Annotated in this window: 22 protein-coding genes and 2 pseudogenes; 17 read left to right on the top strand and 7 right to left on the bottom strand. The window is 61.5% G+C overall.

Features of this window, described 5'->3' with window-relative positions; translation table 11 throughout:
* Positions 1 to 18 precede the first annotated feature (18 nt).
* The 4 genes from HFO71_RS04810 to HFO71_RS04795 all read left to right on the top strand — a co-directional run bounded on the left by HFO71_RS04810 (position 19) and on the right by HFO71_RS04795 (position 4,760).
* Positions 19 to 1,332: an alpha/beta hydrolase gene (locus HFO71_RS04810; protein ID WP_131642520.1), complete on the top strand. Its 1,314-nt coding sequence runs from the start codon at positions 19 to 21 to the stop codon at positions 1,330 to 1,332.
* 50 nt (positions 1,333 to 1,382) lie between these two features.
* Entirely contained in the window at positions 1,383 to 3,539 is a 2,157-nt protein-coding gene (locus HFO71_RS04805) for a mechanosensitive ion channel family protein (protein WP_077978453.1), read from the top strand.
* A 52-nt stretch (positions 3,540 to 3,591) separates the two neighbouring features.
* On the top strand, positions 3,592 to 4,005 hold the full coding sequence (locus tag HFO71_RS04800; RefSeq protein WP_077978454.1) for a hypothetical protein: 414 nt from the start codon (positions 3,592 to 3,594) through the stop codon (positions 4,003 to 4,005).
* A 107-nt stretch (positions 4,006 to 4,112) separates the two neighbouring features.
* Positions 4,113 to 4,760 carry a MarC family protein gene (locus HFO71_RS04795; protein WP_077978455.1) on the top strand — a complete coding sequence of 216 codons (648 nt, stop codon included), beginning with the start codon at positions 4,113 to 4,115 and terminating at the stop codon, positions 4,758 to 4,760.
* A gap of 485 nt (positions 4,761 to 5,245) precedes the next feature.
* On the opposite strand, the gene HFO71_RS04790 is transcribed toward HFO71_RS04795, so the two are convergent.
* The 3 genes from HFO71_RS04790 to HFO71_RS04780 form a co-directional block, all read right to left on the bottom strand.
* Positions 5,246 to 6,763 (bottom strand): DUF1254 domain-containing protein, encoded by a 1,518-nt coding sequence (locus HFO71_RS04790; RefSeq protein ID WP_077978456.1) that lies wholly within the window; start codon positions 6,761 to 6,763, stop codon positions 5,246 to 5,248.
* 134 nt (positions 6,764 to 6,897) lie between these two features.
* Positions 6,898 to 7,674 carry a hypothetical protein gene (locus HFO71_RS04785; protein ID WP_077978457.1) on the bottom strand — a complete coding sequence of 259 codons (777 nt, stop codon included), beginning with the start codon at positions 7,672 to 7,674 and terminating at the stop codon, positions 6,898 to 6,900.
* Between the two features lie 115 nt (positions 7,675 to 7,789).
* The gene (locus tag HFO71_RS04780) at positions 7,790 to 8,092 is read right to left on the bottom strand and encodes a DUF2147 domain-containing protein (RefSeq protein ID WP_051077434.1); all 303 of its coding nucleotides are present in this window, start codon (positions 8,090 to 8,092) and stop codon (positions 7,790 to 7,792) included.
* A gap of 73 nt (positions 8,093 to 8,165) precedes the next feature.
* On the opposite strand from HFO71_RS04780, the gene HFO71_RS36395 reads away from it, so the two are divergent.
* From HFO71_RS36395 to HFO71_RS35745, 6 genes are all read left to right on the top strand, one after another.
* Positions 8,166 to 8,585, top strand: coding sequence for a hypothetical protein (locus HFO71_RS36395; protein WP_376766872.1), 420 nt, complete (start codon positions 8,166 to 8,168; stop codon positions 8,583 to 8,585).
* 53 nt (positions 8,586 to 8,638) lie between these two features.
* Positions 8,639 to 9,649, top strand: coding sequence for an Lnb N-terminal periplasmic domain-containing protein (locus HFO71_RS04770; protein WP_221987577.1), 1,011 nt, complete (start codon positions 8,639 to 8,641; stop codon positions 9,647 to 9,649).
* Positions 9,650 to 9,755: 106 nt separating this feature from the next.
* Positions 9,756 to 10,130, top strand: coding sequence for a hypothetical protein (locus tag HFO71_RS04765; protein ID WP_077979222.1), 375 nt, complete (start codon positions 9,756 to 9,758; stop codon positions 10,128 to 10,130).
* Between the two features lie 74 nt (positions 10,131 to 10,204).
* Positions 10,205 to 11,509 (top strand): alpha/beta hydrolase, encoded by a 1,305-nt coding sequence (locus HFO71_RS04760; protein ID WP_167383831.1) that lies wholly within the window; start codon positions 10,205 to 10,207, stop codon positions 11,507 to 11,509.
* Between the two features lie 234 nt (positions 11,510 to 11,743).
* Positions 11,744 to 13,546, top strand: coding sequence for an adenylate cyclase (locus HFO71_RS04755; protein WP_077978459.1), 1,803 nt, complete (start codon positions 11,744 to 11,746; stop codon positions 13,544 to 13,546).
* A 115-nt stretch (positions 13,547 to 13,661) separates the two neighbouring features.
* Positions 13,662 to 14,492, top strand: coding sequence for a hypothetical protein (locus HFO71_RS35745; RefSeq protein ID WP_077978460.1), 831 nt, complete (start codon positions 13,662 to 13,664; stop codon positions 14,490 to 14,492).
* Positions 14,493 to 14,517: 25 nt separating this feature from the next.
* Here the strand turns inward: HFO71_RS35745 and HFO71_RS36390 are convergent.
* A pseudogene (locus HFO71_RS36390) lies at positions 14,518 to 14,565 on the bottom strand (hypothetical protein); the annotation flags it as partial.
* Between the two features lie 56 nt (positions 14,566 to 14,621).
* Between HFO71_RS36390 and HFO71_RS04745 the strand changes: the two are divergent.
* From HFO71_RS04745 to HFO71_RS36385, 4 genes are all read left to right on the top strand, one after another.
* On the top strand, positions 14,622 to 16,064 hold the full coding sequence (locus HFO71_RS04745; RefSeq protein ID WP_077978461.1) for a DUF1254 domain-containing protein: 1,443 nt from the start codon (positions 14,622 to 14,624) through the stop codon (positions 16,062 to 16,064).
* A gap of 117 nt (positions 16,065 to 16,181) precedes the next feature.
* The gene (locus HFO71_RS04740) at positions 16,182 to 16,763 is read left to right on the top strand and encodes a hypothetical protein (RefSeq protein WP_244735365.1); all 582 of its coding nucleotides are present in this window, start codon (positions 16,182 to 16,184) and stop codon (positions 16,761 to 16,763) included.
* 244 nt (positions 16,764 to 17,007) lie between these two features.
* Positions 17,008 to 17,208, top strand: coding sequence for a hypothetical protein (locus HFO71_RS04735; protein ID WP_026157393.1), 201 nt, complete (start codon positions 17,008 to 17,010; stop codon positions 17,206 to 17,208).
* Between the two features lie 294 nt (positions 17,209 to 17,502).
* On the top strand, positions 17,503 to 18,522 hold the full coding sequence (locus HFO71_RS36385) for a GlxA family transcriptional regulator (RefSeq protein ID WP_003540607.1): 1,020 nt from the start codon (positions 17,503 to 17,505) through the stop codon (positions 18,520 to 18,522).
* Between the two features lie 661 nt (positions 18,523 to 19,183).
* Here HFO71_RS36385 and HFO71_RS36380 read toward each other — a convergent pair.
* The 3 genes and pseudogenes from HFO71_RS36380 to HFO71_RS04720 all read right to left on the bottom strand — a co-directional run.
* A pseudogene (locus tag HFO71_RS36380) lies at positions 19,184 to 19,304 on the bottom strand (glutaredoxin); the annotation flags it as partial.
* A gap of 31 nt (positions 19,305 to 19,335) precedes the next feature.
* The gene (locus HFO71_RS04725) at positions 19,336 to 20,667 is read right to left on the bottom strand and encodes a diguanylate cyclase (protein ID WP_017960878.1); all 1,332 of its coding nucleotides are present in this window, start codon (positions 20,665 to 20,667) and stop codon (positions 19,336 to 19,338) included.
* Between the two features lie 186 nt (positions 20,668 to 20,853).
* Complete coding sequence (locus HFO71_RS04720) at positions 20,854 to 21,684, bottom strand: response regulator (RefSeq protein WP_025394961.1); 831 nt, start codon at positions 21,682 to 21,684, stop codon at positions 20,854 to 20,856.
* Between the two features lie 106 nt (positions 21,685 to 21,790).
* On the opposite strand from HFO71_RS04720, the gene HFO71_RS04715 reads away from it, so the two are divergent.
* From HFO71_RS04715 to HFO71_RS04705, 3 genes are read left to right on the top strand one after another with little or no spacing between them, the layout of a single operon-like run.
* Positions 21,791 to 22,096 carry a hypothetical protein gene (locus HFO71_RS04715; protein ID WP_206987957.1) on the top strand — a complete coding sequence of 102 codons (306 nt, stop codon included), beginning with the start codon at positions 21,791 to 21,793 and terminating at the stop codon, positions 22,094 to 22,096.
* Complete coding sequence (locus tag HFO71_RS04710; RefSeq protein ID WP_077978464.1) at positions 22,093 to 23,097, top strand: squalene cyclase; 1,005 nt, start codon at positions 22,093 to 22,095, stop codon at positions 23,095 to 23,097. Before HFO71_RS04715 ends, HFO71_RS04710 begins: the two co-directional genes overlap by 4 nt.
* Positions 23,098 to 23,139: 42 nt before the next feature.
* A complete protein-coding gene (locus HFO71_RS04705; RefSeq protein WP_077978465.1) occupies positions 23,140 to 23,523 on the top strand; it encodes a hypothetical protein in 384 nt (127 codons plus the stop codon).
* Positions 23,524 to 23,607: the final 84 nt, after the last annotated feature.

Here is a 23,607-nt window from a genome sequence, read left to right as displayed (position 1 = left end):
GGGCTATGAGGAACGCCAGTGAGCACAGCAAAATGTCGTGACGGCCGAATTCAACCAAGCCTTTCCCCCGGTTTGAAATGGATCTCGGCTCTGCTGCTGCTCTGCGCATTGGCCGGATGCGGAGGCCACCCGAAGAACGTCCTCATCCCGGTTGCCGATAGCGCGCCGAACGCCGCCAAGGTCGACATGCTCGTGACCACGACGCGCAGCCGCTCCACGATCCAAGGCGAAATGTTCACCGGCGAGCGCGCACTCGCCCCGGCCTTTGCCGACATCACCGTATCCATCCCGCCTGCAAACGTCCGCAAGATCGGCGAAGTCGCCTGGCCGAGAAGACTTCCATCCAATCCGGCCACCGACTTCGCAACCTTGAAAGCCGAGGAGATCACGCGCGACGACGCCAAGAAATGGCTGAGCGCCTCTGTCAGGAAGAGCCGCGACCGCAGCGTGCTGGTGTTCATCCACGGCTTTAACAACCGTTTCGAAGATTCCGTCTATCGCTTCGCTCAGATCGTCAAGGATTCCGGCGTGCACAGCGCGCCCGTGCTGGTGACATGGCCGTCGCGCGGCAGTCTGCTTGCCTATGGCTATGACAGGGAGAGCACCAACTACACGCGCAACGCATTGGAGACGCTCTTCCAGTATCTCGCGAGGGATCCAGAGGTGAAAGAAGTCTCCATCCTCGCCCATTCAATGGGCAACTGGCTGGCGCTGGAAGCGCTTCGCCAGATGGCGATCCGCAACGGCCGCCTCCCTGCCAAGTTCAAGAATGTCATGCTGGCCTCGCCCGACGTGGATGTCGATGTCTTCCGCCAGCAGATCGTCGACATGGGCAAGCAGCATCCGAATTTCACCTTGTTCGTTTCGCGAGACGATCGCGCGCTCGCGGTATCGCGCAGGGTATGGGGCGACGTCGCCAGACTCGGCGCCATCGATCCCGAGCAGGCCCCCTACAAGAAGGAACTGGCCGACAACCAGATCACGGTCATCGACCTCACCAAGGTCAAGGCCGGCGACAGGCTGAACCATGGGAAATTTGCGGAATCGCCCGAGGTCGTTCAGCTCATCGGCGCGCGCATTTCCGAGGGCCAGACGCTGACCGACAGCAAGGTCGGGCTCGGGGACAAGATCCTCGCCGCGACGACAAGCACGGCCGCCGCCGCGGGTAGTGCCGCCGGCCTGATCCTTGCCGCCCCGGTCGCCGTCGTCGATGCGGATACCAGAGATAATTACGCCGGCCAGGTCAGCGGCCTCACGGGTCCCGTGGGTACGCGACCGAAGGTGTCCGAGTGCACTGCCGCGGGCCGATCGAAGGAGGTATGCAGGCAATAGCGCTTTACCAACCGGCAGACGCAACAGCTTCATCGAAATTAGGATAGACGATGCCTTTACTTCCCAAGATCCGCATGGTCGGGCCGCTTCTCATTGGGGCCACCCTGGTATGCATTCTCCTTTGTGCCTCCATTGCCGTGGCGCAGAGCACGACGCCTGCGAGCCCGCAGCCTGAAAGTGTCCAGCGCTTTATCGGCATGTTCTCGGATCCGGATGTCCAGCGCTTCCTGCAGCAGCAATCGGAAGCAGCCAAGGCCGTGACGGAACCGCCTGTCGCAACGCCGAACGGCGACCCTTCATTTTCGGAATTTGCGATGCGGTTCCGTGTCCACGCTTCCGGCCTTCTCGGGGCTATCCGGTCCTTTCCTTCGGAGACGATGCGTGGTGCGGCCATACTCGACCAAGACGTCCAGGCGAACGGCGGGACGCGGCCGATCTTTCTGGTCGCTGCCTTCGTCGCCGTCGGGCTGGCTGCGCAATGGCTGTTCTGGTGGATCAGCGCCGGCTGGCGCTCATGGATGACACGCGCGCCCTTCGCGACGGTTCGCCAGAGGGTGATCGCACTGGCTGCGAGGCTTCTGTGGGCGGCATGTTTCGTTCTGTCGTTCGGCCTCGGCAGCATCGGCTTCTTCCTCTTGTTCCAATGGCCGCCGGTCGTTCGGGAAATCGTCGTCGGTTACCTCTTTGCGATCGTGGTCTTCCGTCTGGCAAGCGCGCTTTTCGACGTGCTTCTGGCGCCGCGAGCAGAGGAGGAAGCCCGGTTTCGTGTCGTACCGATTACGAGGGATGCCGCCGGCCACTGGGCGAAACGCCTCGGCTATCTCGTCGGCTGGTATGCCTTTGGCTGGGTGACCATCCGCCTGCTCGGTACACTCGGTTTTTCCGTCCCCGCCCGGCAACTCGTGGCCTATGCCCTCGGCCTCGTGCTGCTCGTCATCGGCATCGAAGCCGTCTGGAGACGTCCGTCCGGATTGACGGCCGGCCAGGCCAGCCGCATCGGCCTGCGGGCGCGAAACTGGCTCTGGACGGTCTACTTCGTTGCCGTCTGGCTGCTGTGGGTGGTGGGAGCGATGAGGCTGTTCTGGATCGCGGTGGTCTGTGCGGCACTGCCCGGCGCTATCGCCCTTACCAAGGCGTCGGTCGACAATATCCTGCGCTCTTCCGAGGACGAAGAGGACGGCCCCAAGAGAGGCACCGTCGTCTCGGTGATCGTCGAGCGCGGCATCAGGGCGGCACTGATCGTCGGCGCCATCATTCTGCTGGCGAACGCCCTGGATATCAGGCTGACGCAGATGACGATGCAGGATTCGCCGCTTCTGCGCCTCGTGCGCGGCCTCCTCAGCGCCGGCATCATTCTGCTCGTCGTCGACCTCGCCTGGAGCGTCGTGAAGGTGCTGATCGATCGCAAGCTTGGCGACACCGAAACCGTCCTCGAAGTCGGCAGCGAGCGGGAGCGGCGGCGCACACGTCTCAGAACCCTGCTGCCGATCCTTCGCAATTTCCTCATGATCCTCTTCGTCGCCGTCGCGATCATGATGGCACTGTCGTCGCTCGGCGTAGAGATCGGCCCATTGATCGCCGGCGCCGGCGTTGTCGGCGTTGCGATCGGTTTCGGCGCACAGACTGTGGTCAAGGACGTGATCAGCGGGATGTTCTACCTGCTCGACGACGCTTTCCGGGTGGGCGAATATATCCAGAGCGGCAGCTACAAGGGCACCGTCGAATCCTTCAGCCTGCGATCGATCAAGCTCAGGCACCACCGCGGCGCGGTCTATATTGTCCCCTTCAGCGAGCTCGGTGCCGTGCAGAACATGAGCCGCGACTGGGTCATCGAGAAGATGACGATCACCATCACCTACGATTCCGATATCGAGAAGGCTCGCAAGATCATCAAGAAGATCGGCCTGGAGCTGTTCGAGGATCCGGAGTTCAAGCCGACGACGATCGAGCCGCTGAAGATGCAGGGGATCGACAGCCTGGGCGACTCCGGCCTGCTCCTGCGGATGAAGGTCATGACCCTTCCCGGCCAGCAGTTCACGCTGAAGCGTCGGGCTCTGCGGATGATCCATCAGGCGTTCAACGAAAACGGCATCAAGCTCGCCGTGCCGACCGTTCAGGTCTCGGGCGGCAAGGACGACGCTGTTGCAGCCGCTGCCCAGCAGACGCTCGCAGCACAGAACGCAGCCGCCGCCGCAAACCCGGCCTGAGGGCCGAACCCTTCAGGCCATAAACAAGACACGAGCAATGGGAGCAAATGAAATGAAGATCCTGGTCATCCTATCGCACATGCTTTCGACACTTGCCGTGCTGATGATGGTCTGCGCACCCCTTCTCGTTCCGGCGACGGCCGAAGCCGCACGCCGCGGCGTGGCGGCCTGCGGCCCGAGAGGCTGCGGTGCTGCGGCCTGCGGGCCGCGCGGATGCGCTGCAGTCGGACGCGCCCGTCCGGCATATCGCCCTGCCGTTCGCCCGCCCGTCCGGCGCGGCGTCGTGGTCGTCGCCCCTCGCCGCTACTGGCGTCCGGGCACCGCCATCGCCGCGGGTGCTGCCATCGGCTTCGTCGCCGGAGCTGCTGCCGTTTCATTGGCAGGTACGCCGCCGCAGTCTGGTCAATGCTGGTACTACACCTCGCCCGCCAAGACGACGGGTTTCTGGGACGTATGCCCGCGCTGAGCGGCTCGCAGAAAGACTGGCGAGTCCGTTCGGTTCTCTTCTTCACCACCCTCCCCAAAGTGGGGAGGCCTCGATTTTCGCGTCACAAATTCTAGAGGGTACGTTCCATGGATTTCACAGTTATCGATGCCGCACTCGTCGGAAAACTTCTGTTGCTGCTTCTGATCGGCCTCGGGCCGAAGATCGCTCTGGTGCCGTTTCTGGAAAAGACCCACGCCTTCGATACCGAAACCAAAGTGCGCATCGGCCGCAAGATGGTTCTCATCGCCGTCGTCACGGCGCTGATCCTTTTCGCCACCGGCGCTCTGCTGATGCGGCTTCTCCACATCACGGGTGGCGCGGTCGCCGTCGCCGGCGGCATCATCCTCGCGCTGATCGCCATCAAGATGGCATCAGGACCGACAGAGAAGCCGCATGACGACATTGCGGCGCCCGTCGATCCAGACAAGCTGGCCGTATTTCCGCTTGCGGTCCCTTACCTGCTCAATCCTGTCGGCATTACGGTCATCATCATAGCCTCCGGTGAAGTCGTCTCGATCGCCAGCGCGATACTCGTCACCGCTCTGATTCTGATCGTCGGCGCGTTCGACTATCTGGTGTTCACCAACATCGACAAGCTCGCCAAGCGCATGAAGCCAGTCACCATGATCGTCTCGGAGGTCGTCTTCGGCATTCTGCTGACGGCAGTCGCGGTCCAGTTGATCGTCGCCGGGCTTGGAAATCTTGGCATCATCACCCCGACCGCTGTGCATTAGATTCGGCATCATGCCTGTCTACAGCTTTGTGATCCCTTGCGCGGAAAGCCTGGGGACTAAGGTCGTTTGCGGAGTGTAATATGCAATCAATTCGAACCAACTCAGCAAACCCGTTAAAAAACAGCAATTTCGAAAAATTTCGATTCAAGCGATCGTACGAAATCCCGACCTGGTCCGAGAGATCCAGCATCTGCCGTTCACCGAGGTCGGTGACCAAGCCACGAAAGATGGGGAACACGATCCAGAACAGGGTCAGGGCCGCGGTTGTCTGAGCTGCGAGGAGCCCGCGTAGATCCATGTTGCCGACGGCCCTGATCTTGACGTCAAGCTCGGCCTCCCCGCAGTCCTGCTATTCGTTGCCATAGCGCACGAGCCGGAAGGCTCAAGCCGGCGTGGCTGCGGCCGGCGGCGCACGCATGTTTTCCGGCCGATGCCGATCCGACATACCAATCGGATCGGCATTGGAGTTCATCGCATATCTAGCGTCACTCGACCGGTTCGAACTCGCCCGGCTTCCAGGTCTTGTCGAACCACGGCTCCAGGGGCCCATAGAGGCGAAGAAGGACGTTCCAACCCTTGCCGGGCACTGTCTGGACCCAGTTGGCCTCATGGCCTTTCGGCGCCGTCGGACCGAACCAGACATCGACGGACGAGTCCGCGTTGATCACGATGTCTTTCTTGTCGCTCCCGATGCTGGGGAATTGCCGGTCCGTCTGCAGCATCGAACGCGTCTGGTTGTCATACGCCACGAACGACCAGAATTCCTTTGCAGGAATGTTTGGCGGCAGGTGAATCTTATAGGTCTTGCCGCCGTCGAATGGCTTGCCGTCCTTGTCGGTCGTGGCGCCGGCATATTGCGAACCGATGCCGACGCGCTTTATCGCCATCGCCGGCGTGATGCCCGTCGCGTAGTAGTGAAACAGGACGCGCGCATCCAGATAGCGAACGCCGGGCTGCAGAAGAAACTCGTAACTGCCGCCGACAAAGCCGGTGAACCAGGCACTGTTCGGATAATAATAGGCGTCCTTCATGCGGGTCTTGAAGGTGATCGTGCGCGCCGTCGCATTGCCGACGGCCACGGCTTCGGTGAGTATCTTCTTCATTCGTTCGTCGGGCGCGAAGGGCTTTCCCTTTACGATGCCGATGGAGGCGAGTTGTCCCAGCACTTCCGGATGATAGGCTTCGTTCGGCTCGTACTGGACGATGGCGTTCACTTCCTCGTAGAAATGAAAATTATTGGCATGGATCGTGTTGAACTCCTTGCCTGAGACGTTGACAATCTTCATCGGCGGCGGATTGCCGGCCGCCGAAAGCGGATAGACCTTCGCGAATTTCCTGGTGTTTTCGACGGCCGCCGTCGTGCTGCCGCCTTCGAGGAAGCCGCGCCAGAAGAACAGGTTCCCGTAGGTCGACGACCGCAACACGTGATAGCCCTCGGGGACCACGCCCTCGTAGTCCGGCGGCAAGAGCAGGTATTTTCCACCCTTACCCTTGTCCGGGCCGGCATTGCCGACATCGCCGACATATTGGAACCAGTGGTTGTCGATCATGCCCAGGATGTTGGGCGGCGTCTCGATGACCAGCGGACCCGCCTTAGTGTCGAGCCACATGAGATTGTAAATGCTTTCGGTGTTGCCGGTCAGGAACAGCGAATGCGAGTCCATGAGATTTTCGAATATCAGGATCGTCTGGTTGTTGTCGGCGCCCTGGCTGACCAGTCCAACCCGCATAGCTTCGACGGATGCACCGGGCATCGCATTGAGAAAAGCATCCACGCCTCGCATGAAATCGAGATTGTCATAGATCTTCTCCGAAGTGGCGTCGTCCGGAAAGCCGTCAAAAAAATTCAGCTTGCCAATCCTGGTGTCGACGCTCTCCGGCGTGACGATCGAATCCGGTATCGGCGTCGCCATCTTCGTCTTCGGTGCTTCGGCGTACGCGGTTCCCCAGCCCATCAGCAGCACCGCGGCAGTAGCGTAAACCCGTCTCGTCGCGCGTTTCATTGCACTCTCCTTGTCGACCGCCCCGTCGGTCGTTTTTCATGAGGTCGCCAATCTGTGTGCATTCGGCGGCGCGCGGGGAAGTATGTTACGGTTACACGACCGTAGCTTACCGCGAGGCGCCCCCGCGGCTTCGGCTAGAACTTCACCGCCAGTCGCGTGAAGACGCCGTGCTGGGTGGCGTCGTACTGGAAGCCACCGTCCTCGTAGTCGGTGTAGAGGGCCTTGTAGCCGAGAGACGAAGCGAGCGTGTCCGTCCAGTTATAGCCGACCGTCGCGGTGCCCTGCAGAGTGATGTCGGAAGCGACGCCGAAGCCGCCGATGTCGGCCATGACGTCGACGAACCATTTGCAGTTGACGTCATAATGCATGGTGAGCCCGACGATCGGATCGGCCCAGCTTTGCGAACCGCTGCGGTCGATCGCCGGGAAGAATACGGGATCGATCCCGAGTTCCACCTTGTTGTGCTGGTAGCGAAGTCCGCCCGTCGCGTAGAGCTGCATGTTCGCCACGTTGACGGGCAGCTCGTAGCCGACAAGGGCCGTCGCCACGATCTGCGTCTGCTCGAAGTCGGCCGTTCCGCCGAAGGGGCCGACGTCGGCGTCGGTCGAAATCTTGGCCCACATGACATCCGTATAGAGAAGCCAGCTATCGCCTGCTGCTTGAAAGGATCCTGCGAACACGCCGTCCAAATCCTCGAGCACGTCCAGAGGCGAGACGTCGACTGCCGCCGCCGGCAGGCCGCGCACGCCGATGTCGCCATTCAAACCTGCCAGCCAGCCGTCGAACGTAACCTGGAACTTCCATCCGCTGTCGGCGACAACCAACCGAGGTTCCGACATGTCTGCGGCGGCCGCGGGTGCCGCCGCCAGTGCCAGAGCCAACCCGCAATAGACGCTTTTCATTTCGATCATGCAGCAATCCCGATCTTCCATGGCTCCGGCGGATGCCGGAAATGATTCCCGGTGCAAGGATAGCCAATCACGCCGGAAGCACCCGTATGTTACCTATTCCGTTTGTCCCTGCGGACTATTGGCGTGACCACTTCTGCGACTCGCAGACGACCTTCATCACACAGCCTTTGAGAGTAACCGTGTCGCCGGAGACGCTGATGGTGCCGTTGTAGGTCTTCTTCGCGTCGGGATCGGTGATCTTGCCGGAATAGCTGCCACCGCTACCTTCGAACGCGCCGATCTTCTCGCCGGTATGCTTGCCGCTCTTCAGCGTGATGCAGAAACCGCCGCCGCACGGCTCGATCGCGGCAGTGTCGCCGAGCGTCGTCTTCCAGTTTCCGACGATCGGCTCGGCTGCGCTCGCCAGTCCGGTCGACATCAGCAGCGCTGTGACGGAGATCAGGATGGGTTTCACGGTAAGGTCCTCGCATGGGTAGCCCGCCACCGGGCCGATGACCGAATGGATCACACATGCGCTGCCGACCGCAAGAAACTCGCGGTGTGTTACTGTAACCTACATGGTGCCGGCCGGGTTCTGTGTCATCTTCGTGACGACTACGCGGATGAGCGGGAGCCTTCGCGTCGACTGGCCGGGAGCCGATGCAATGGGATACGACACGGAGTTCGCCAAGCGCAAGTTTCCCGAGCAGGCGCTGGAGATCGAACAGCTTACCTCCCGCAATGAAAGCTTTCGGGAACTTTGCCACGACTTTTCCATCGCGGACCAGCTCGTGCAGGACTGGGAGTCGTCGATGGCTCCGGGGCGAGATGAACGTTACGCCGAGGCGCTCGAACTCAGGGATTGGCTCGGCAAGGAAATTCACACCATGCTGGATCTTGCCAAGGTCGTGCCATTCCCGGCCGCCAGATGAAACGCGCGATCTCCGCATCATCGGTACTTTGGCGGCTACGGAAAAGGAACAACATGCCTCGACTGATGGCGATCGCCTTGATCTTCCCGGTCGCCCTGATCGTGGCGGCTTCGACAGCCTGGGCTTCCCTCGCCCTATGGTATCGCCTGCCTGATGGCGGACGGGCAATTGGCGCTGGCGTCTTCTTCGTTTTCGGTCTCTTCACTGTAGCGGCGCTTGCCAGCCGGCTGCGCATCAAAGCACTCCTTTCGTTCGCTGTCGTCTTTGCGCTGGTTCTCTTCTGGTGGAACTCGATCAAGCCGGAAGCGAACGCCGTATGGGCGCCGGATGTCGCCCGCCAGGTCACCGGTCGCATCGACGGAGATTCCCTGACTTTGACCGATGTCCGGGACTTCGAGTGGCGAAGCAATTCCAACTTTACGGAGCGCTGGACGACAAGAAGCTACGATGTGAGCAAGGTGAAGACGGTCGACCTGTTCATGTCATACTGGGCGGGGCCGAAGATCGCGCATGTCATCTTCAGCTTCGGCTTCGAAGGCGGCGAACAGCTCGCCTGGTCTATCGAGGTTCGCCATAAGGTCGGCGGCGGGTTTTCTCCCCTTGCCGACCTCTTCAAGAACGACCCGCTGGTGGTTGTTGCCGCGGACGAACGTGACGTCGTCGGCGTCCGCTCCAACGTGCGTGGCGAGGACGTCCAGATCTACCGGCTGAGAGCCAGTCCCGAGCAGGCGCGGAACCTGCTGCTCGAGTACGTCGCGGAAGCCAACGCGCTCGCCCGGACGCCGCAGTTCTATAACTCGATCACGACGAACTGCACGACGACCGTCGCCAAGCTGATGCGGGTCGCAGGAGACAAGGTGCCGTTCGACTGGCGGCTGATCGTCAACGGTTATCTTCCCGACTACGCCTATGACCGGGGAGCCATCGACACGTCGATGCCGCTCATCCGCCTGCGGGAGATTGCCAAGATCGACGTGCGGGCGCGGGCGGACGGATTGTCGCCCGACTTCTCGAAGGCAATCCGTCTCGGCGTGCCCTTCCCGGTCGTCGTCGCTAAGCCGTAACGTACAGTAACATACGAAGGGAATCGCGATGATTGAGGCATGGTCCGCCTCTGTCACGAATTCGCTGGGCGAAATTTCGCCTATGCCTTTAACCAGGACCGAACTCATGAACCTCGTCAAGCACTTCCAGAACTTCGCGACGACTGCGGCAATCTTGATGATGGTGGTCGCGCCGATGTTCGCTCCGACCCCGGCCGAAGCCCGCCGTGCGGCGGTCGGCTGCGGAGCGAGAGGATGTGCGGCCGTCAGCAATCGCGGCGCTGTCGTGGTCCCTCGCGCGCCCGTCAGGCGCGGCGTCGTCGTCGTGAATCCACGTCGCTATTGGCCCGCCGGGGGCGCGATCGCGGCTGGAGCCGCCATCGGCTTCATCGCGGGCGCCGCGGCGACCTCGGTCGCCGGGACGCCGCCGAAGTCCGGCATGTGCTGGTACTATACGGATAGCACCAAGAAGACGGGTTTCTGGGACGTCTGCCCACGATAGCGCTCGACGATCTGCGTGAGCATCGAGCACGTCGATCGATTTCAACAGACTGCGGTGATGTAGCCGGAATGCAGATGGGGAACTTAAGCTTGTTTGGTTCGTTGGCTGCTGGTCATATCCGACGACTTCTTCCATGCCTCGCACTGGTCGTGCTCGCGGGCTGCGGCGGACATCCGAAGAACGTGCTGTCCCCCGTTGCGGACACCATGCCGGATACCAGTCGCGTCGATATGCTGGTCGCAACCACGCGCGCCCGATCGACTGTTTCCGGCGAGATGTTCACGGGCGAGCGAGCCCGGACGCCGTCCTTCGCGCAGATGAGAGTTTCACTGCCCAAGGTCCGCAACGAGGGCGACGTCGCCTGGCCAAGGAAGCTGCCTTCCAATCCGAAGACCGACTTCGCCACGCTGAAGGCCGACGAGCTCAATCTCGAGGGGGCGAAAGACTGGCTGAACGCCTCGGTCAAAAGGAACCGCGACCAAAGCGTGCTGGTCTTCATCCACGGCTTCAACAACCGCTTCGAGGATAGCGTCTACCGCTTCGCTCAGATCGTCCACGATTCCAATGTCCACAGCACGCCGGTCCTTGTGACCTGGCCATCGCGCGGCAGCCTACTCGCCTACGGTTATGACCGCGAGAGCACCAACTACACGCGCAACGCGCTCGAGACGCTGTTTCAGTATCTCGCCAAAGACGGCACCGTGAAGGAAGTCAACGTGCTGGCCCACTCGATGGGCAACTGGCTGGCGCTGGAAGCGCTCCGGCAGATGGCGATCCGCAACGGCGGTCTTCCGGCGAAGTTCAAGAACGTCATGCTCGCCGCTCCGGACGTCGACGTGGACGTCTTCCGGTCGCAGATCGAGGACATGGGCGACCCTCATCCACAGTTCACGCTCTTCGTCTCGCAAGACGACAAAGCGCTTGCCTTCTCACGGCGGGTCTGGGGCAACATCCCGCGGCTCGGTTCGATCGATCCGGAAACCGCGCCGTACAAGACCGAACTCGCCGACTACAAGGTCTCGGTGATCGATCTGACCAAGATCAAGGTCAGCGACGACCTCAATCACAGCAAGTTCGCGGAATCGCCGCAAGTTGTCCAGCTCATCGGCGCGCGGCTGTCCGAAGGGCAGACGCTGACCGACAGCCGGGTCGGCCTCGGCGACACGATCCTTGCAGGGACGACGCATGTGGCGGCGGCGGCCGGAAGCGCCGCGGGCCTCATCCTGACCGCCCCCGTCGCAGTGCTCGACGCCGATACTCGCAGCAACTACGCCAATCATGTCGGCGGTCTGACCGGACAAGACAGCGGGACGCAGAAGATTGCGGTCAAGAACTGCGCGGCGACGCCGGCCGACCCGGCGTGCCGGAAGCAGCGATAGCAGGAGGCGCCGGCTTGAGTCCTGACACGCCTGACAGGCTCGTCTTCATATGTACGTTCGGGTCCCCTTCATCGGCATCATCATCACCCGCAAACCGGTTGCCCGGCCCATACGTGATCCGGCTTGAAACTTCTTTCAGGTAGACGAAACGCTCTTCGGGGGTTAGGTTGCATAAGGGGATTTCAATACAAGCTGTAACTGTCGCGCATATGTGTGACGGATGGGGAGCATGCAATGCAGACCTCGGTGCCCACGCCTGACGATCGGGCCGAGCGCCCGTGTCCGACCGATGAGGAGGTCAGGGCGCAGCTTGAACGGATTCTATCGAGCCGGGAGTTTCCCAGCGCCGGACGTGGGGCTGCCTTCCTGAAATATGTCACCGAGGAGACGCTTGCAGGCCGGGCACAGCGTCTCAAGGCGTATTCGATCGCCATCGAAGTGTTCAACCGAAGCGCTGGCTTCTCTCAGGAAGATCCCGTCGTTCGCATCGAGGCCGGACGTCTGCGCCGGGTCATCGAACGCTACTATCTCGTTGCAGGCCAACGCGATCCGATCCGCATCGACATCCCTAAGGGCGGCTACGTGCCGACCTTTACGTGGAATGACGCGCCGATAGAAGCGGCCGAGGATGCGCTGAACGAAGCGGTCGCCGAACGCCGGGTTGTCGAGTGGCGGCGTCTCGTCTGGCCGGTGCTGGCCGCGCTTGTGGCATTCGTCTGCGCGGCGCTTGGCTACTACGCGGGAGTTCTGACGGGGCCGGCCACCGGTCGTTCCGCCGGGCAGGTTCCGGGCGAGCCGACCCTTGTAATCGCGCCCTTCGCGGACCTGGGCGATGGCCCCCAGGCTGCACGTTATGCCGCCGGGCTGACCGAGGAGCTTCTAACCGCCCTTCCCCGCTTCAAGGAGATCACCGTCTTCGGCCGCGAGACATCGAAGGCACTGCCTCCAGGCGTCGAGGCGTCGCAGGTGCGCGAGGGACTTGGCGCGCACTACCTTCTCGCGGGCGGGGTCCGCGTCGCGGGCGACAAGATCCGCGTGACCGTGCGTCTCGTCGACACCTCCGAAGGATCCATCCTGTGGTCGCAGCACTACGACGAGAACCTGGACACGCACGAGCTCTTCGTTATTCAGACGGATGTCGCGAGCAAGGTGGCGACGGCGATCGCCCAGCCTTACGGCATTATCGCGAAATCGTTGGCGGCCAACCCGCCGCCGGACGATGTCGGCGTCCATGACTGCACGCTGCGCTTCTACGCCTACCGCGAGGAGTTGAACCCGGAAACGCACCTGATCGCGCGCGACTGTCTGCAGAAAGCCGTGGCGCGTTTCCCCGCCTACGCAACCGCTTGGTCGATGCTCTCGATCATCCATCTCGACGAGGGCCGCTTCGAGTTCAATCCGCGAAGTGACAAGGCCCCCGCGATGGAACGCGCGCTCGGTTCGGCGCGGCGGGCGGTCTCGCTCGAACCCGACAACACGCGCGCCCTGCAGGCGCTCATGACGGCTCTATTCTTCAACAACGAGACGAAAGAAGCCTTCGAGGTCGGCGAAGCGGCGCTCGCCGCTAACCCGAACGACACGGAGTTCCTCGGAGAGCTCGGAACGCGCGTCGCATTCTCGGGGCAATGGAAGCGTGGCGCGGAACTGCTGGATCGTGCGATCGAGCTCAATCCGGGCGGAGCCGGATATTACTTCGGGACGCGCGCGCTGATCGCCTGCATGCTCGACGATCATGAGATGGCGGTGCGGCTGATCCGTAAAGCCGACCTGCAGAAATTTCCACTCTTCCATGGCGTTGCTGCGGTCATCTACTCCGAGGCCGGGCTGCTGGCGGAAGCGAAGCGCGAGGGCGAGGTGTTCATGAACATGCGCCCCGACTATCTGCCCAACATCGTGGCCGAGAACCGGAAGAGAAACCTGTCGCCGAAGGACAGCATGCGCATGATCGTAGCGCTTCGGCGGGCCGGACTGCCAGTGCCGAGCGCGACGGATATCGAAGCCGAGTTCAGGGTCTCCGACGCCTCATACGGCCCGTGAAGGCCGTACGCTACAGTAACATACGTTTCCTCTTCCTGCTCGTTCCTTCATTCTTCCGGCGCATGACCCCAGGCTGGCTCACCGCCAGCCTCGGCATCGGATGGAGACAGAGCCAATGGTCAAGACCGCATCGACCCGCACCCTGCCGCTGAAGAGATCCCTGACGCTCGCCGTCGCCGCGACCCTCGGCTTGGGGGCGCCGGCCTACGGTCAGGATTCCAGCGCCGATCTCGCCAAGAAGCTTTCGAACCCGATCGCCTCGCTCATCAGCGTCCCCTTTCAGTTGAACTATGACCATGGCTATGGACCCCTTGATGGCGACAAGGCGACCCTGAATATCCAGCCCGTGATCCCCTTCTCGCTGAACGCCGACTGGAATCTGATCTCTCGCACGATCCTTCCCGTGACCTATCAGAACGACATCGCCGGGTCATCCGGATCGCAGTTCGGTCTCGGGGACGTCGTTCAGAGTTTCTTCCTATCGCCTGCCAAGCCGACCGATGGCGGCCTCGTCTGGGGCGCGGGACCTGTCTTCCTGATCCCGACCGCGACCGACGATCTGCTCGGCGGCGAGAAATGGGGAGCAGGGCCGACCATCGTCGCGCTGAAGCAGGACGGCCCCTGGACCTATGGCGTGCTGGCCAACCACATCTGGTCGTTCGCCGGCAACGACGACCGGAACGACATCAGCAGCACGTACATGCAGCCATTCCTCTCCTACACGACGCCGACTGCATGGACGTTCGCGCTGAACACGGAATCCACGTACGACTGGAAGGCGCACGATTGGTCGGTGCCGATAAATCTGACCGTCTCCAAGCTGGTCAAGGTGAACGAGCAGCCGATCAGCCTGACGGCCGGACTTCGATACTGGGCGGCGGCTCCTGACGATGGCCCCGAAGGGCTCGGCGTCCGTCTCGGGTTGACGTTCCTGTTTCCGAAGTAGTCGCATAACACCGTCTCATGGTCAGGACTCCGGTCTGCTCTGTTCGATCGATGTCCGCAGCCGCATGCCCCACTTCTCCTGCCACCTGCGCGTGCCTGATCGCACGCCGCGAACCGAAAGGACGTTCAAATGCTCACGAAACGCGATCTGCTCCGCTCTGCCGCAATGGCCGCACTCGTCGCCGCAACGGCCAAGTCCACCCCGGTACTTGCGCAGAACAAGGCCGAATGGCCCAGCCTGCTGGAAGCAAAGGACATCGCCGAAGAGGGCTTCATCTACGGCCTGCCGCTGGTGATGAATTATGCGGTCATGCAGGAGTTCGCTGTCGATAGGAACTCCGGACAGTTCAAGGCGCCGTTCAACGAGATCAACAACATGCATAAGGTCGCCAGCCCGGCGGACACGGCAGTCATCACGCCGAACAGCGACACGCCTTACTCGATCCTCTGGCTGGACTTGCGTGCTGAACCGATGGTCATCTCGGTGCCGACGGTCGAGAAGGAACGCTATTACTCGGTCCAGCTCATCGACGGCAACACCTACAATTTCGGCTATATCGGCTCGCGCACCACGGGAAGCGAGCCGGGCTCCTATCTCGTTGTCGGACCCGACTGGAAAGGCGAGAAGCCCGACGGCATCAAGCAGGTCTTCACCTCGAGCACCCCGTTCGTATTCGCCAACTTCCGGACGCAGCTTATCGACGCCGAAGATATGGCGAACGTGGAAAAGGTGCAGGCCGGCTACAAGGCGCAACCGCTTTCGGCCTTCCTCAAGCAACCCGCCCCGCCCGCCGCACCGACGATCGAGTTCCTTCCCGCCACCACCGCCGGCATCAAGAAAAACTTCTTCGAATATCTCGACGTGGCTCTGCAGTTCGTACCGGAGACGTCAAGGGACAAGGACATCCGTGCGAAGCTTGCAAGGATCGGCATCGGTCCCGGCAAGACCTTCGAGTTCAAGGATCTGCCGCTCGAACATAAGGCCGAAATGCTGGTCGGCATGAAGCAGGGCGACGACAAGATCGATAAGTGGCTGGCCACCGGAAACAAGCCCATCAACGGCTGGAACGTCAGCTCGCTTCTTGGCGACGAGGCCTTCTTCAACGGCGATTGGTTGATGCGCTCAGGCGCTGCCAAGGCAGGCCTCTATGGCAACGATGCGGCAGAGGCCATGTACCCCTTCACCCGAACAGATGCGAGCGGGAAACCGCTCGACGGCAGCAAGCACAAGTACACGATCACCTTCCCGCCGGGCCAGTTGCCGCCAGTGCATTCGTTCTGGTCCGTGACCATGTACGACGGCAAGAGCCAGTTCCTCGTCAAGAACCCAATCAATCGCTACCTCATCAACTCTCCGATGTTGCCGGGGATGAAGAAGAACGAGGACGGCTCGCTCACCCTATATGTCCAGAAAGACAGCCCCGGAGCGGACAAGGAAGCCAACTGGCTTCCGGCCCCGGACGGTACGATCTATCTCGTGATGCGCCTGTACTGGCCGAAGACGGAAGCGCCTTCGATCCTGCCCGCTGGGAAAGGAACGTGGCAGCCGCCCGGCGTGAAGCGGGTCTCGTAGAAGGCGCTGAACGCCGACAGCAGGGTCGACAAGGCGCTCCGCGAGCCGGAGCGCCGCAACTGGCCGGACGTCGACCTGAAGTCGGACTGGAGACCGGTCTTCGCAGGGGACAAGGGTATGAAATGGATCGCCGGGCTTTTTCTGGCTCTGACGATGTGGGCCGTTGCTCACGCTCAGGAGGCTCCACGATCCCAGAAGGTCGACGATCTCGTGCGGCTGCTGCAGGATCCGGAGGTTCGGTCATGGTTGAAGAAAGCGCCCGGCCCGCCGTCGATAGCCGTCCAGGAAGTGGACGCCGGTCTGGCGACATGGGAGGTTGCCACGAGGAGACGGATCGATGGCGTCGTTCAGGCAATCCCAAGGATTCCCGGCGAGTTCACGGCGGCAGCTTCTCGCACGAGGGCGGACGCCTTGTCCCAGGGAAAGCTGCCGGTGTTCGTCGTCTCCCCTAGGCTGACGGCGGTCGGACTTTTCGCCGAGCGGATGTTCGCGCGGTCGAGACGACGCGCTGAAGGGCTGCAGGAACGCCTGCTGGCGATCGGCGTCTTCCGGCGGCCATGGGCGCGGTCTTCTTCGCTTTCGACTCCCAAGAAGACCGCAGCTCCGCGTATCGCTTTTAAAAGCGACTGGCGCCTCGAAGCTCCTGGTGCGCTTCGATCTGGACGTGCTGCGGGTAAGGTCGTGATCGACGTTGCATGATTGTGATGCCAGGGTCTTCCGCTTGCCGGGGCCACGTTGTCCCGTCTCGCGGAAGCGTCCGCACCCAGTCGATCGCGGCGCTGCTAACAACCCCAGCGGAGGCCACGATCATTCAATATCTCTGATGTTATCCATAAGTTCTATTCGTTTGAATGATGAGTTTTCAAAGCCCATATTAGGATCATGGACATGGACGAACCTCCCATTGACGACCATGCCCCTGACCCAAGAAAGGAACCGGAAAATGACCACGCTCACCTATCGCGGTGGTGGTAAGTCCCTCACCTCCAGTGAAAGCCGCTTCGACCTGGCACATTATGCCCGTAAGCTTGTGCTCGCCTGGACGCGCTGGCAGACGGCCCGCGAAATCGAAGCCATGCCCTTCGACATTCGCAAAGACATCGGCTGGCCGAGCACGGACGACAACAAACACCGGACCATGTAATGAATGCGACATTCTTCCCAAGATAAGGGCGGCGCCTGCCTCGTGCAACGCCGCCTTTTTCGTGAACTGAGCGTCCATTCCTAAGCCATTTTCAACATTGAATTTCAGTCGCCTATCAGCCTGTCTTCTCCCTGCCCGCGGCCATTCCGGCGATTTGACCGGCCAAATCGCCGGCGATGTCGCATATTTGCTCTTCCCGGCCGCATTTTTCCATGCCAGTGTCGCTTTCAGGACATCGGCGCGACGCATTCCGCGCAACGAATGTGTCATCGCCCCTCGAGCATGGATTTCGCTATGAACAGGATGCAGATCAAGAAGCGTTCGGTAGTCTTTTTTATGGTACCGCAATTCACCATGCTGCCCTTTTCGGCCGCCGTGGACACCTTGCGCATCGCCAATCGCATGCTCGGCTATCAGGCCTATACCTGGCGGCTGACCTCCGTCGACGGGGAAAAAGTCTATTCCTCCTGCGGCATCGGCGTCGAGGCAAATTCCTCGCTTGCCGAGGAGCGGCGCCATCTCGGCGGTGAAAACCGGCCGGGCATGGTGCTCGTCTGTTCCGGCATCGATGTCGAGCAGTTCAACAACAAGTCGGTCAATGCCTGGCTGCGTGAATGCTACAATCGCGGTGTCGCCGTCGGCAGCCTCTGTACGGGTGCGCATGTGCTTGCCCAGGCCGGCCTCCTGAACGGCAAGCGCTGCGCCATCCACTGGGAAAACCTGCCCGGCTTTTCGGAAGCCTTCCCGCAGGCGGAGGTCTATGCCGATCTCTACGAGATCGACGGCAATCTCTATACCTGCGCCGGCGGCACCGCCTCGCTCGACATGATGCTGAACCTCGTCGGCGAGGACTTTGGCGAAAGCCTTGTCAACCGCATCTGCGAGCAGCACCTGACCGACCGCGTGCGCAACCCACACGACCGCCAGCGTCTGCCTTTGCGCGCCCGTCTCGGCGTGCAGAATGCCAAGGTGCTGTCGATCATCGAGCTGATGGAAGGTAATCTTGCCGAGCCGCTGTCGCTGATCGAGATCGCCGACGGCGCCGGCCTCTCGCGCCGCCAGATCGAACGGCTGTTCCGCCAGGAGATGGGCCGCTCGCCGGCTCGCTACTATCTGGAAATCCGGCTCGACCGCGCACGCCACCTGCTGGTACAGTCCTCCATGCCGGTCGTGGAAGTCGCCGTCGCCTGCGGCTTCGTCTCGGCCTCGCATTTCTCCAAGTGTTATCGCGAACTCTACCACCGCTCGCCGCAGCAGGAGCGCGCCGAGCGCAAGATGACCATGGCGACGGCAAGGCAGGCGGTCGCCGCGTGAGACATTGAGAAAGGCCGTCGCAGCCGCGGCCAGATGGGCCAAGTAACGGTCCCGCGGCAAAAATCGTCACTTCGGTTGTTGCTGCCCGGGTAGATTGTCAGGCCGAATGACCGGTGTCTTCCCTTCCTCAGGCGCGGGCTGGCTGAATTCGCTATCCCCGGTCGGGGGCGGCTTCAGGACACCGTGGCAATCGTCCATCTTTTGCGACAGCGAACCGTCCGTGGCCGCCTTCCCGGCGTCCCCGGTTGCCGACTGATTGTTCTGATCTGCAGGCGATGCAGTGCAGCGTTCCGAGTCGGTAGACGGTTGTTCATTTGCCTGTCCATTAGCGTTTGAACTCGAAAATGCGACCATCGCAAAGATCAATGCAGCTAGGATTCGCATTGACTTTTCCTTTCACAGTCTCGCCGCAAGCGCATCCAAACCCCACGAGAATGCGCGGAAGTTCCGCCTGTCGCTCGTTCATTTCTCGCCGTCTCGCGGCCAAGGGACACCGGCTTCATGGGATGGCGAAAATGCTGACGGCGCCGCGTTGGCTGGGCTCGACGAGCGTACAGCTACAGCCTCTCGCGCGCCTCCGTTTTTCGGTTGAATCTACTGAACCTGCGGTTCAGGCATTTGTTCCACGGCGACGCGCTGGAATCTGACTGCAACGTCTGGTTCACAACAGGGACCTGACCGATCCCCATACTGCCATCGCCATCGTCAACAGGTTTTTTGGAAACAAGGCCCAACGGAACGCCACCGGCACCGCCCACGCAGGCGCATTTCAGCTCGCGTTTTCGAGAGAAGCGAACTGAGATTAGGCGCCCGCTATTGCGCCGCCTCTTCCGTCATCCTGGCGTCGGAGTAGACCTGGTTGCGGCCCCTGTGTTTGGCCATGTAGAGAAACTGGTCGGCGGCGTTCAGGTAATTCTCGAAGGTCTCGTAACCGGCGATCTCGGCAATGCCGATCGAAATCGTGACGCCGAGTTCCTCGTCGTCGGCCGTGACCTTCAGTCGCGAAATGTCCGAGCGGATCTCGTCGCAGAGCTTGGTCGCGGCTGCCGAATCCATCTGCGGGAAGAGGATGGCGAATTCCTCGCCGCCGAGCCTCGAGAGAAGATTGTCGCTGCCCTCGAAGATCGTAAACAGCCTGTTTGCGACAGCCTTCAGCACCTTGTCGCCGATCTCGTGGCCATAGGTGTCGTTCAGCCGCTTGAAATGATCAATGTCGAGAATGGCGACGGAACTCGGCACCTTCAGCCGCAGGCACTCGTTCACCAGTTTCGGGCCGTTGTCGTAGAAATAGCGGCGGTTATAGAGGCCGGTCAGATAGTCGCAGGCCGCCGCTGCCCTCAGTTGCCGCATCTGCGCCAGCGTTTCGGCATTGTTGGCGATGCGGCATTGCAGTTCCTCGGCAACGAAGGGCCTGTAGACGAAATCGCTGGCGCCGGCCTTGAGGAAACTTGCCGAAAGCATCCGGTCGTTGGAGGAGGAAACGCCGATGACGCGCAGCCTGTCCGAACCGAAACGATGGCGGATGCGCCGCGTCAGCTCGTAGCCGCTCATATCGGGCATGTGGTGATCGGTGACGACGAGCTCGATATCGCTGTAGGCCTCGAGCGCTGCCAGCGCCTCGAGCCCCGAATTTGCCTCGACGACGAGATATTGTTGTGCCTTCAGGAGGTCAACGAGCACCTGGCGCGCCGAAACGACATCGTCAACGACGAGCACCCGCGTCTTGCGGTTGGAGATCGCCCGCCGCACGGTGGCGACCAGATTGTCGAGCGCGAATTCATTGTCCTTCAGCACGTAATCGATGACATTGCGCTCCATGATCTTGTTGCGCGTGTTGAGATCGAATGTCGCGGTGAAGACGATCGCCGGGATATCGTGCTCGATCGTGCAGTCGAGCGCTTCGCCATAGGGCGAATCCGGTAGGTTGAGATCAACGACGGCCATGGTGTAGCCGTGAGCGTCGTCGGCAAGTTCCTTGCGAAGAGCCTTCAGCGACGGGCAGGATTTGACGGCAAGGCCGAGCTCTGTCTGGAACCGGTGGCAGAGCACCGCGGAAAACATCCGGGAATCTTCAACCAGAAGTATCTTGAGTCCGCCGGAACGTAACCCGATGCCATCCCGCTGAAAATCCGCTTGAAACGCCACAGCCGCTAATCCCCCATGCGTCTGACGGGCGCGACTCGGCCCTCTCCCCGGCGGGGACGATAACCGAGAGGCCTGCGCACGTGAAGGGGACAAATAACGGCGACATCACCTGCAATTGCAAAAATTCGACGACTGTCCCCGACTGTCATTTCCGCTCCCCTGGCGATACCGATGCTGGAAGGGCCGTCAGGCAACCGCCCGCTCCTTGCGCATCGATTGAATTTGCAGCAGCGTATCGAGGTTCTGGTTGACGCGGCAGTAGAACTCCTCGTCGATGAAGGGACGCAGCATGAAATCATTGCCGCCGGCCTTGAGGAATCGTGCCGAAAGCAGCCGGTTCGAGGAGGAGGAAACGCCGATGATGCGCAACTCGTGCGAGCCGATATTGGCGCGGATGCGCCGCGTCAGTTCGAAGCCATCGATGTCAGGCATGTTGTAGTCGGTAATGACAAGGCCGATATCGCGGTTGGCCTTCAGGATCTCCAGCGCCTTGCCGCCGCTCTCGGAGACGCTGACACGGAAATTGTAGCGCTTCAGCCGGCTCGACAGCAGAGCGCGCGCAGTCGCGCTATCGTCGACGATCAGCACGTGGTGGCGATGATTGGTGAGGAAGCGGCAGATCGATTCCGCCAGCAGGTCGACGGCGAAGATGTTGTCCTTGAGGATATAGTCGACGATATCCTTGGCCATCAGCTTGTCGCGCATGTTTTCATGGAAGGTGCCGGTGAAAACGATTGTGGGTATGGAGAGATCGACCAGATATTCGAGCGCTTCGCCGTTTTCGGCGCCGGGCAGGTTGATGTTCGAGATCGCCAGCGTGATCGGATCGGAAGACTTGTCGTAGGAAACCTGCAGATCTTCGAAGCTGCGGCAGATCTCGACATCGATATCGAACAGCTCTTTGAGACGTTTGCTGATCATCGAAGTGAATACGTTGGAATCTTCCGCGACAAGAATACGCGCACCCGCAAACATTTCCCCGGAATATTGCATCCCTGAAATACCTAGAAACGCCATAGCAAACCTTTGATGTAAAATCTGTCCCCGGATCAAACCGATACATCGATTGATTTGAATAATTATTAATCGGCGCGTTTCGATATATACGAAGACGCGGCCCGATGTGGCCGCCTCCGATTTCTTTGCAGATATGATTAAGAAATCGGGCGGGAAGCGCCGCATTCTCGGCGTCGCACGGGCTTTCGCCGACAACCGTCGCATTATAGGTCGAACCGACGTTTTGATCTTCGGTTTCGTGCCTTCCCTGGCGCAATCCGGCCGCAGCATGGCAAGCGCCAGCGAGCGGTTGCTGCGGAAGCCGAAGGCGCTATTGGTGGCGCCGCCGACCAGCCCATCTGGCTGGCACCGCTCGGCCGAAGCGATTATAAACAAGCCATCGACCCCGACCCGCCGACAGGTTCGCCCATGATCCAATCCGACCCGGTGATCGAATGGCTTCTCGACTCCGACCCCTCGATCCGATGGCAGGTGATGCGCGACCTGCTCGACGGCCCCGAGCGGGAATGGATGGCTGAGCGGGCCAAAGTCGAGACCGAGGGCTGGGGCGCCAGGCTGCTCTCCTGTCAGGACGAGGACGGGCAATGGGCAGGCGGCGCCTTCCTGCCCGCCGGTTTCGACCCGCACGAGTGGAAGGAGCGTGGCCAGCCGTGGACGGCCACGACCTTCTCGCTGTCGCAATTGCGCGAGTTCGGTCTCGATCCCGCCTGCGGCGGCGCCAGGCGCACCGTCAAACTGGTCGGCGCCAACGCCCGTTGGGAAGAAGGCGGCCAGCCCTATTGGGAAGGCGAAGTCGAGGAGTGCATCAACGGCCGCACCGTTGCCGACGGCGCCTATTTCGGCGTCGACATCTCGCCCATCGTAGAAAGGCTCATCGGCGAGCGCCTCGACGACGGCGGCTGGAACTGCGAGCGGGCTCGCGGCTCTGTCCGCTCCTCCTTCGCCAGCACCATCAACGTGCTGGAAGGATTGTTGGAATACGAGAGATCGACCGGCGGCACGCATCGGTCTCGAGAGGCGCGCAGGACCGGCGAGGAATTCCTGCTGGCCCGCAACCTCTTCCGCCGCCTTGGCACCGGCGAGCCGGCCGACGAGCGCTTCCTGCGCCTCCTGCATCCGAACCGCTGGCGCTACGACATTTTGCGCGCGCTCGATTATTTCCGCGCCAGCGCGATCCTGACCGGCGCCGACCCCGATCGGCGCCTCGGCGAGGCGATCGACCACCTTCTTCCCCGGCGCTTGCAGGACGGCCGTTGGCCGCTCGACGACAGCCCTGCCGGTCGGGTGTGGTTCGAGGTCGATGACGGGCAAGGCAAGCCCTCGCGGTGGGTGACGCTCCGGGCGATGCGGGTGCTCCGATGGTGGGATGCCCAGCCCCCAGGCCGTCTCGACGCCTGCAACACATCTCCGTGAGCCTGCTTCCAATTCCGGAACCGGCATGCCAGTATTCCGCCCATGAATTTCCTGCGGGCCGTCCATCGTCTGTTGCTTGCCATCGCTATGCTCGCGATCGTTATCGGTCCGATGAGCATCGGGTTGGCGAGCAGTGCAATGGCCTCTTCTGATCCGGCGATGACCGATGGCATGAGCGCCACGATGGCCGGCATGCAGATGGCGGAGCAGATGCCGTGCTGCCCCGAACAGCAGTCCGTCAAGCCGGACTGCGCAAAGGGCTGCCCGCTGGCATTGGTCTGCACGACCTCGATCTTCGCCAACGCGCCCGACGTCCACGGCTGGTCATTTGCGATCTCCTGGCTGTCCCATCGCTATGACCTCGTTCTGGCGTCGCAACTGACGCCCGCCTATGTCGAGCCTCCGGCCCGACCTCCGAAAGCTTGATCTCAAGTCATTCCTGAAACACGTCTACGGTTCACGGCGGATGCTTCGCGCATCTTTCAGGGACCTGCGGCAATCAATTCATGA

It is taken from the genome of Rhizobium laguerreae (genome assembly GCF_019778565.1).
Taxonomy (GTDB): domain Bacteria; phylum Pseudomonadota; class Alphaproteobacteria; order Rhizobiales; family Rhizobiaceae; genus Rhizobium; species Rhizobium laguerreae.
This window is presented reverse-complemented; position numbering and strand designations above follow the sequence as displayed.

Coding starts and splice junctions, on each gene's coding strand:
- HFO71_RS04805 (WP_077978453.1), top strand. CDS start 1,383: ATGCCTTTACTTCCCAAGATCCGCATGGTCGGGCCGCTTCTCATTGGG.
- HFO71_RS04800 (WP_077978454.1), top strand. CDS start 3,592: ATGAAGATCCTGGTCATCCTATCGCACATGCTTTCGACACTTGCCGTG.
- HFO71_RS04795 (WP_077978455.1), top strand. CDS start 4,113: ATGGATTTCACAGTTATCGATGCCGCACTCGTCGGAAAACTTCTGTTG.
- HFO71_RS04790 (WP_077978456.1), bottom strand. CDS start 6,763: ATGAAACGCGCGACGAGACGGGTTTACGCTACTGCCGCGGTGCTGCTG.
- HFO71_RS04785 (WP_077978457.1), bottom strand. CDS start 7,674: ATGATCGAAATGAAAAGCGTCTATTGCGGGTTGGCTCTGGCACTGGCG.
- HFO71_RS04780 (WP_051077434.1), bottom strand. CDS start 8,092: ATGTCGACCGGACTGGCGAGCGCAGCCGAGCCGATCGTCGGAAACTGG.
- HFO71_RS36395 (WP_376766872.1), top strand. CDS start 8,166: ATGACCGAATGGATCACACATGCGCTGCCGACCGCAAGAAACTCGCGG.
- HFO71_RS04770 (WP_221987577.1), top strand. CDS start 8,639: ATGCCTCGACTGATGGCGATCGCCTTGATCTTCCCGGTCGCCCTGATC.
- HFO71_RS04765 (WP_077979222.1), top strand. CDS start 9,756: ATGAACCTCGTCAAGCACTTCCAGAACTTCGCGACGACTGCGGCAATC.
- HFO71_RS04760 (WP_167383831.1), top strand. CDS start 10,205: ATGGGGAACTTAAGCTTGTTTGGTTCGTTGGCTGCTGGTCATATCCGA.
- HFO71_RS04755 (WP_077978459.1), top strand. CDS start 11,744: ATGCAGACCTCGGTGCCCACGCCTGACGATCGGGCCGAGCGCCCGTGT.
- HFO71_RS35745 (WP_077978460.1), top strand. CDS start 13,662: ATGGTCAAGACCGCATCGACCCGCACCCTGCCGCTGAAGAGATCCCTG.
- HFO71_RS04745 (WP_077978461.1), top strand. CDS start 14,622: ATGCTCACGAAACGCGATCTGCTCCGCTCTGCCGCAATGGCCGCACTC.
- HFO71_RS04740 (WP_244735365.1), top strand. CDS start 16,182: ATGAAATGGATCGCCGGGCTTTTTCTGGCTCTGACGATGTGGGCCGTT.
- HFO71_RS04735 (WP_026157393.1), top strand. CDS start 17,008: ATGACCACGCTCACCTATCGCGGTGGTGGTAAGTCCCTCACCTCCAGT.
- HFO71_RS36385 (WP_003540607.1), top strand. CDS start 17,503: ATGAACAGGATGCAGATCAAGAAGCGTTCGGTAGTCTTTTTTATGGTA.
- HFO71_RS04720 (WP_025394961.1), bottom strand. CDS start 21,684: ATGGCGTTTCTAGGTATTTCAGGGATGCAATATTCCGGGGAAATGTTT.
- HFO71_RS04710 (WP_077978464.1), top strand. CDS start 22,093: ATGATCCAATCCGACCCGGTGATCGAATGGCTTCTCGACTCCGACCCC.
- HFO71_RS04705 (WP_077978465.1), top strand. CDS start 23,140: ATGAATTTCCTGCGGGCCGTCCATCGTCTGTTGCTTGCCATCGCTATG.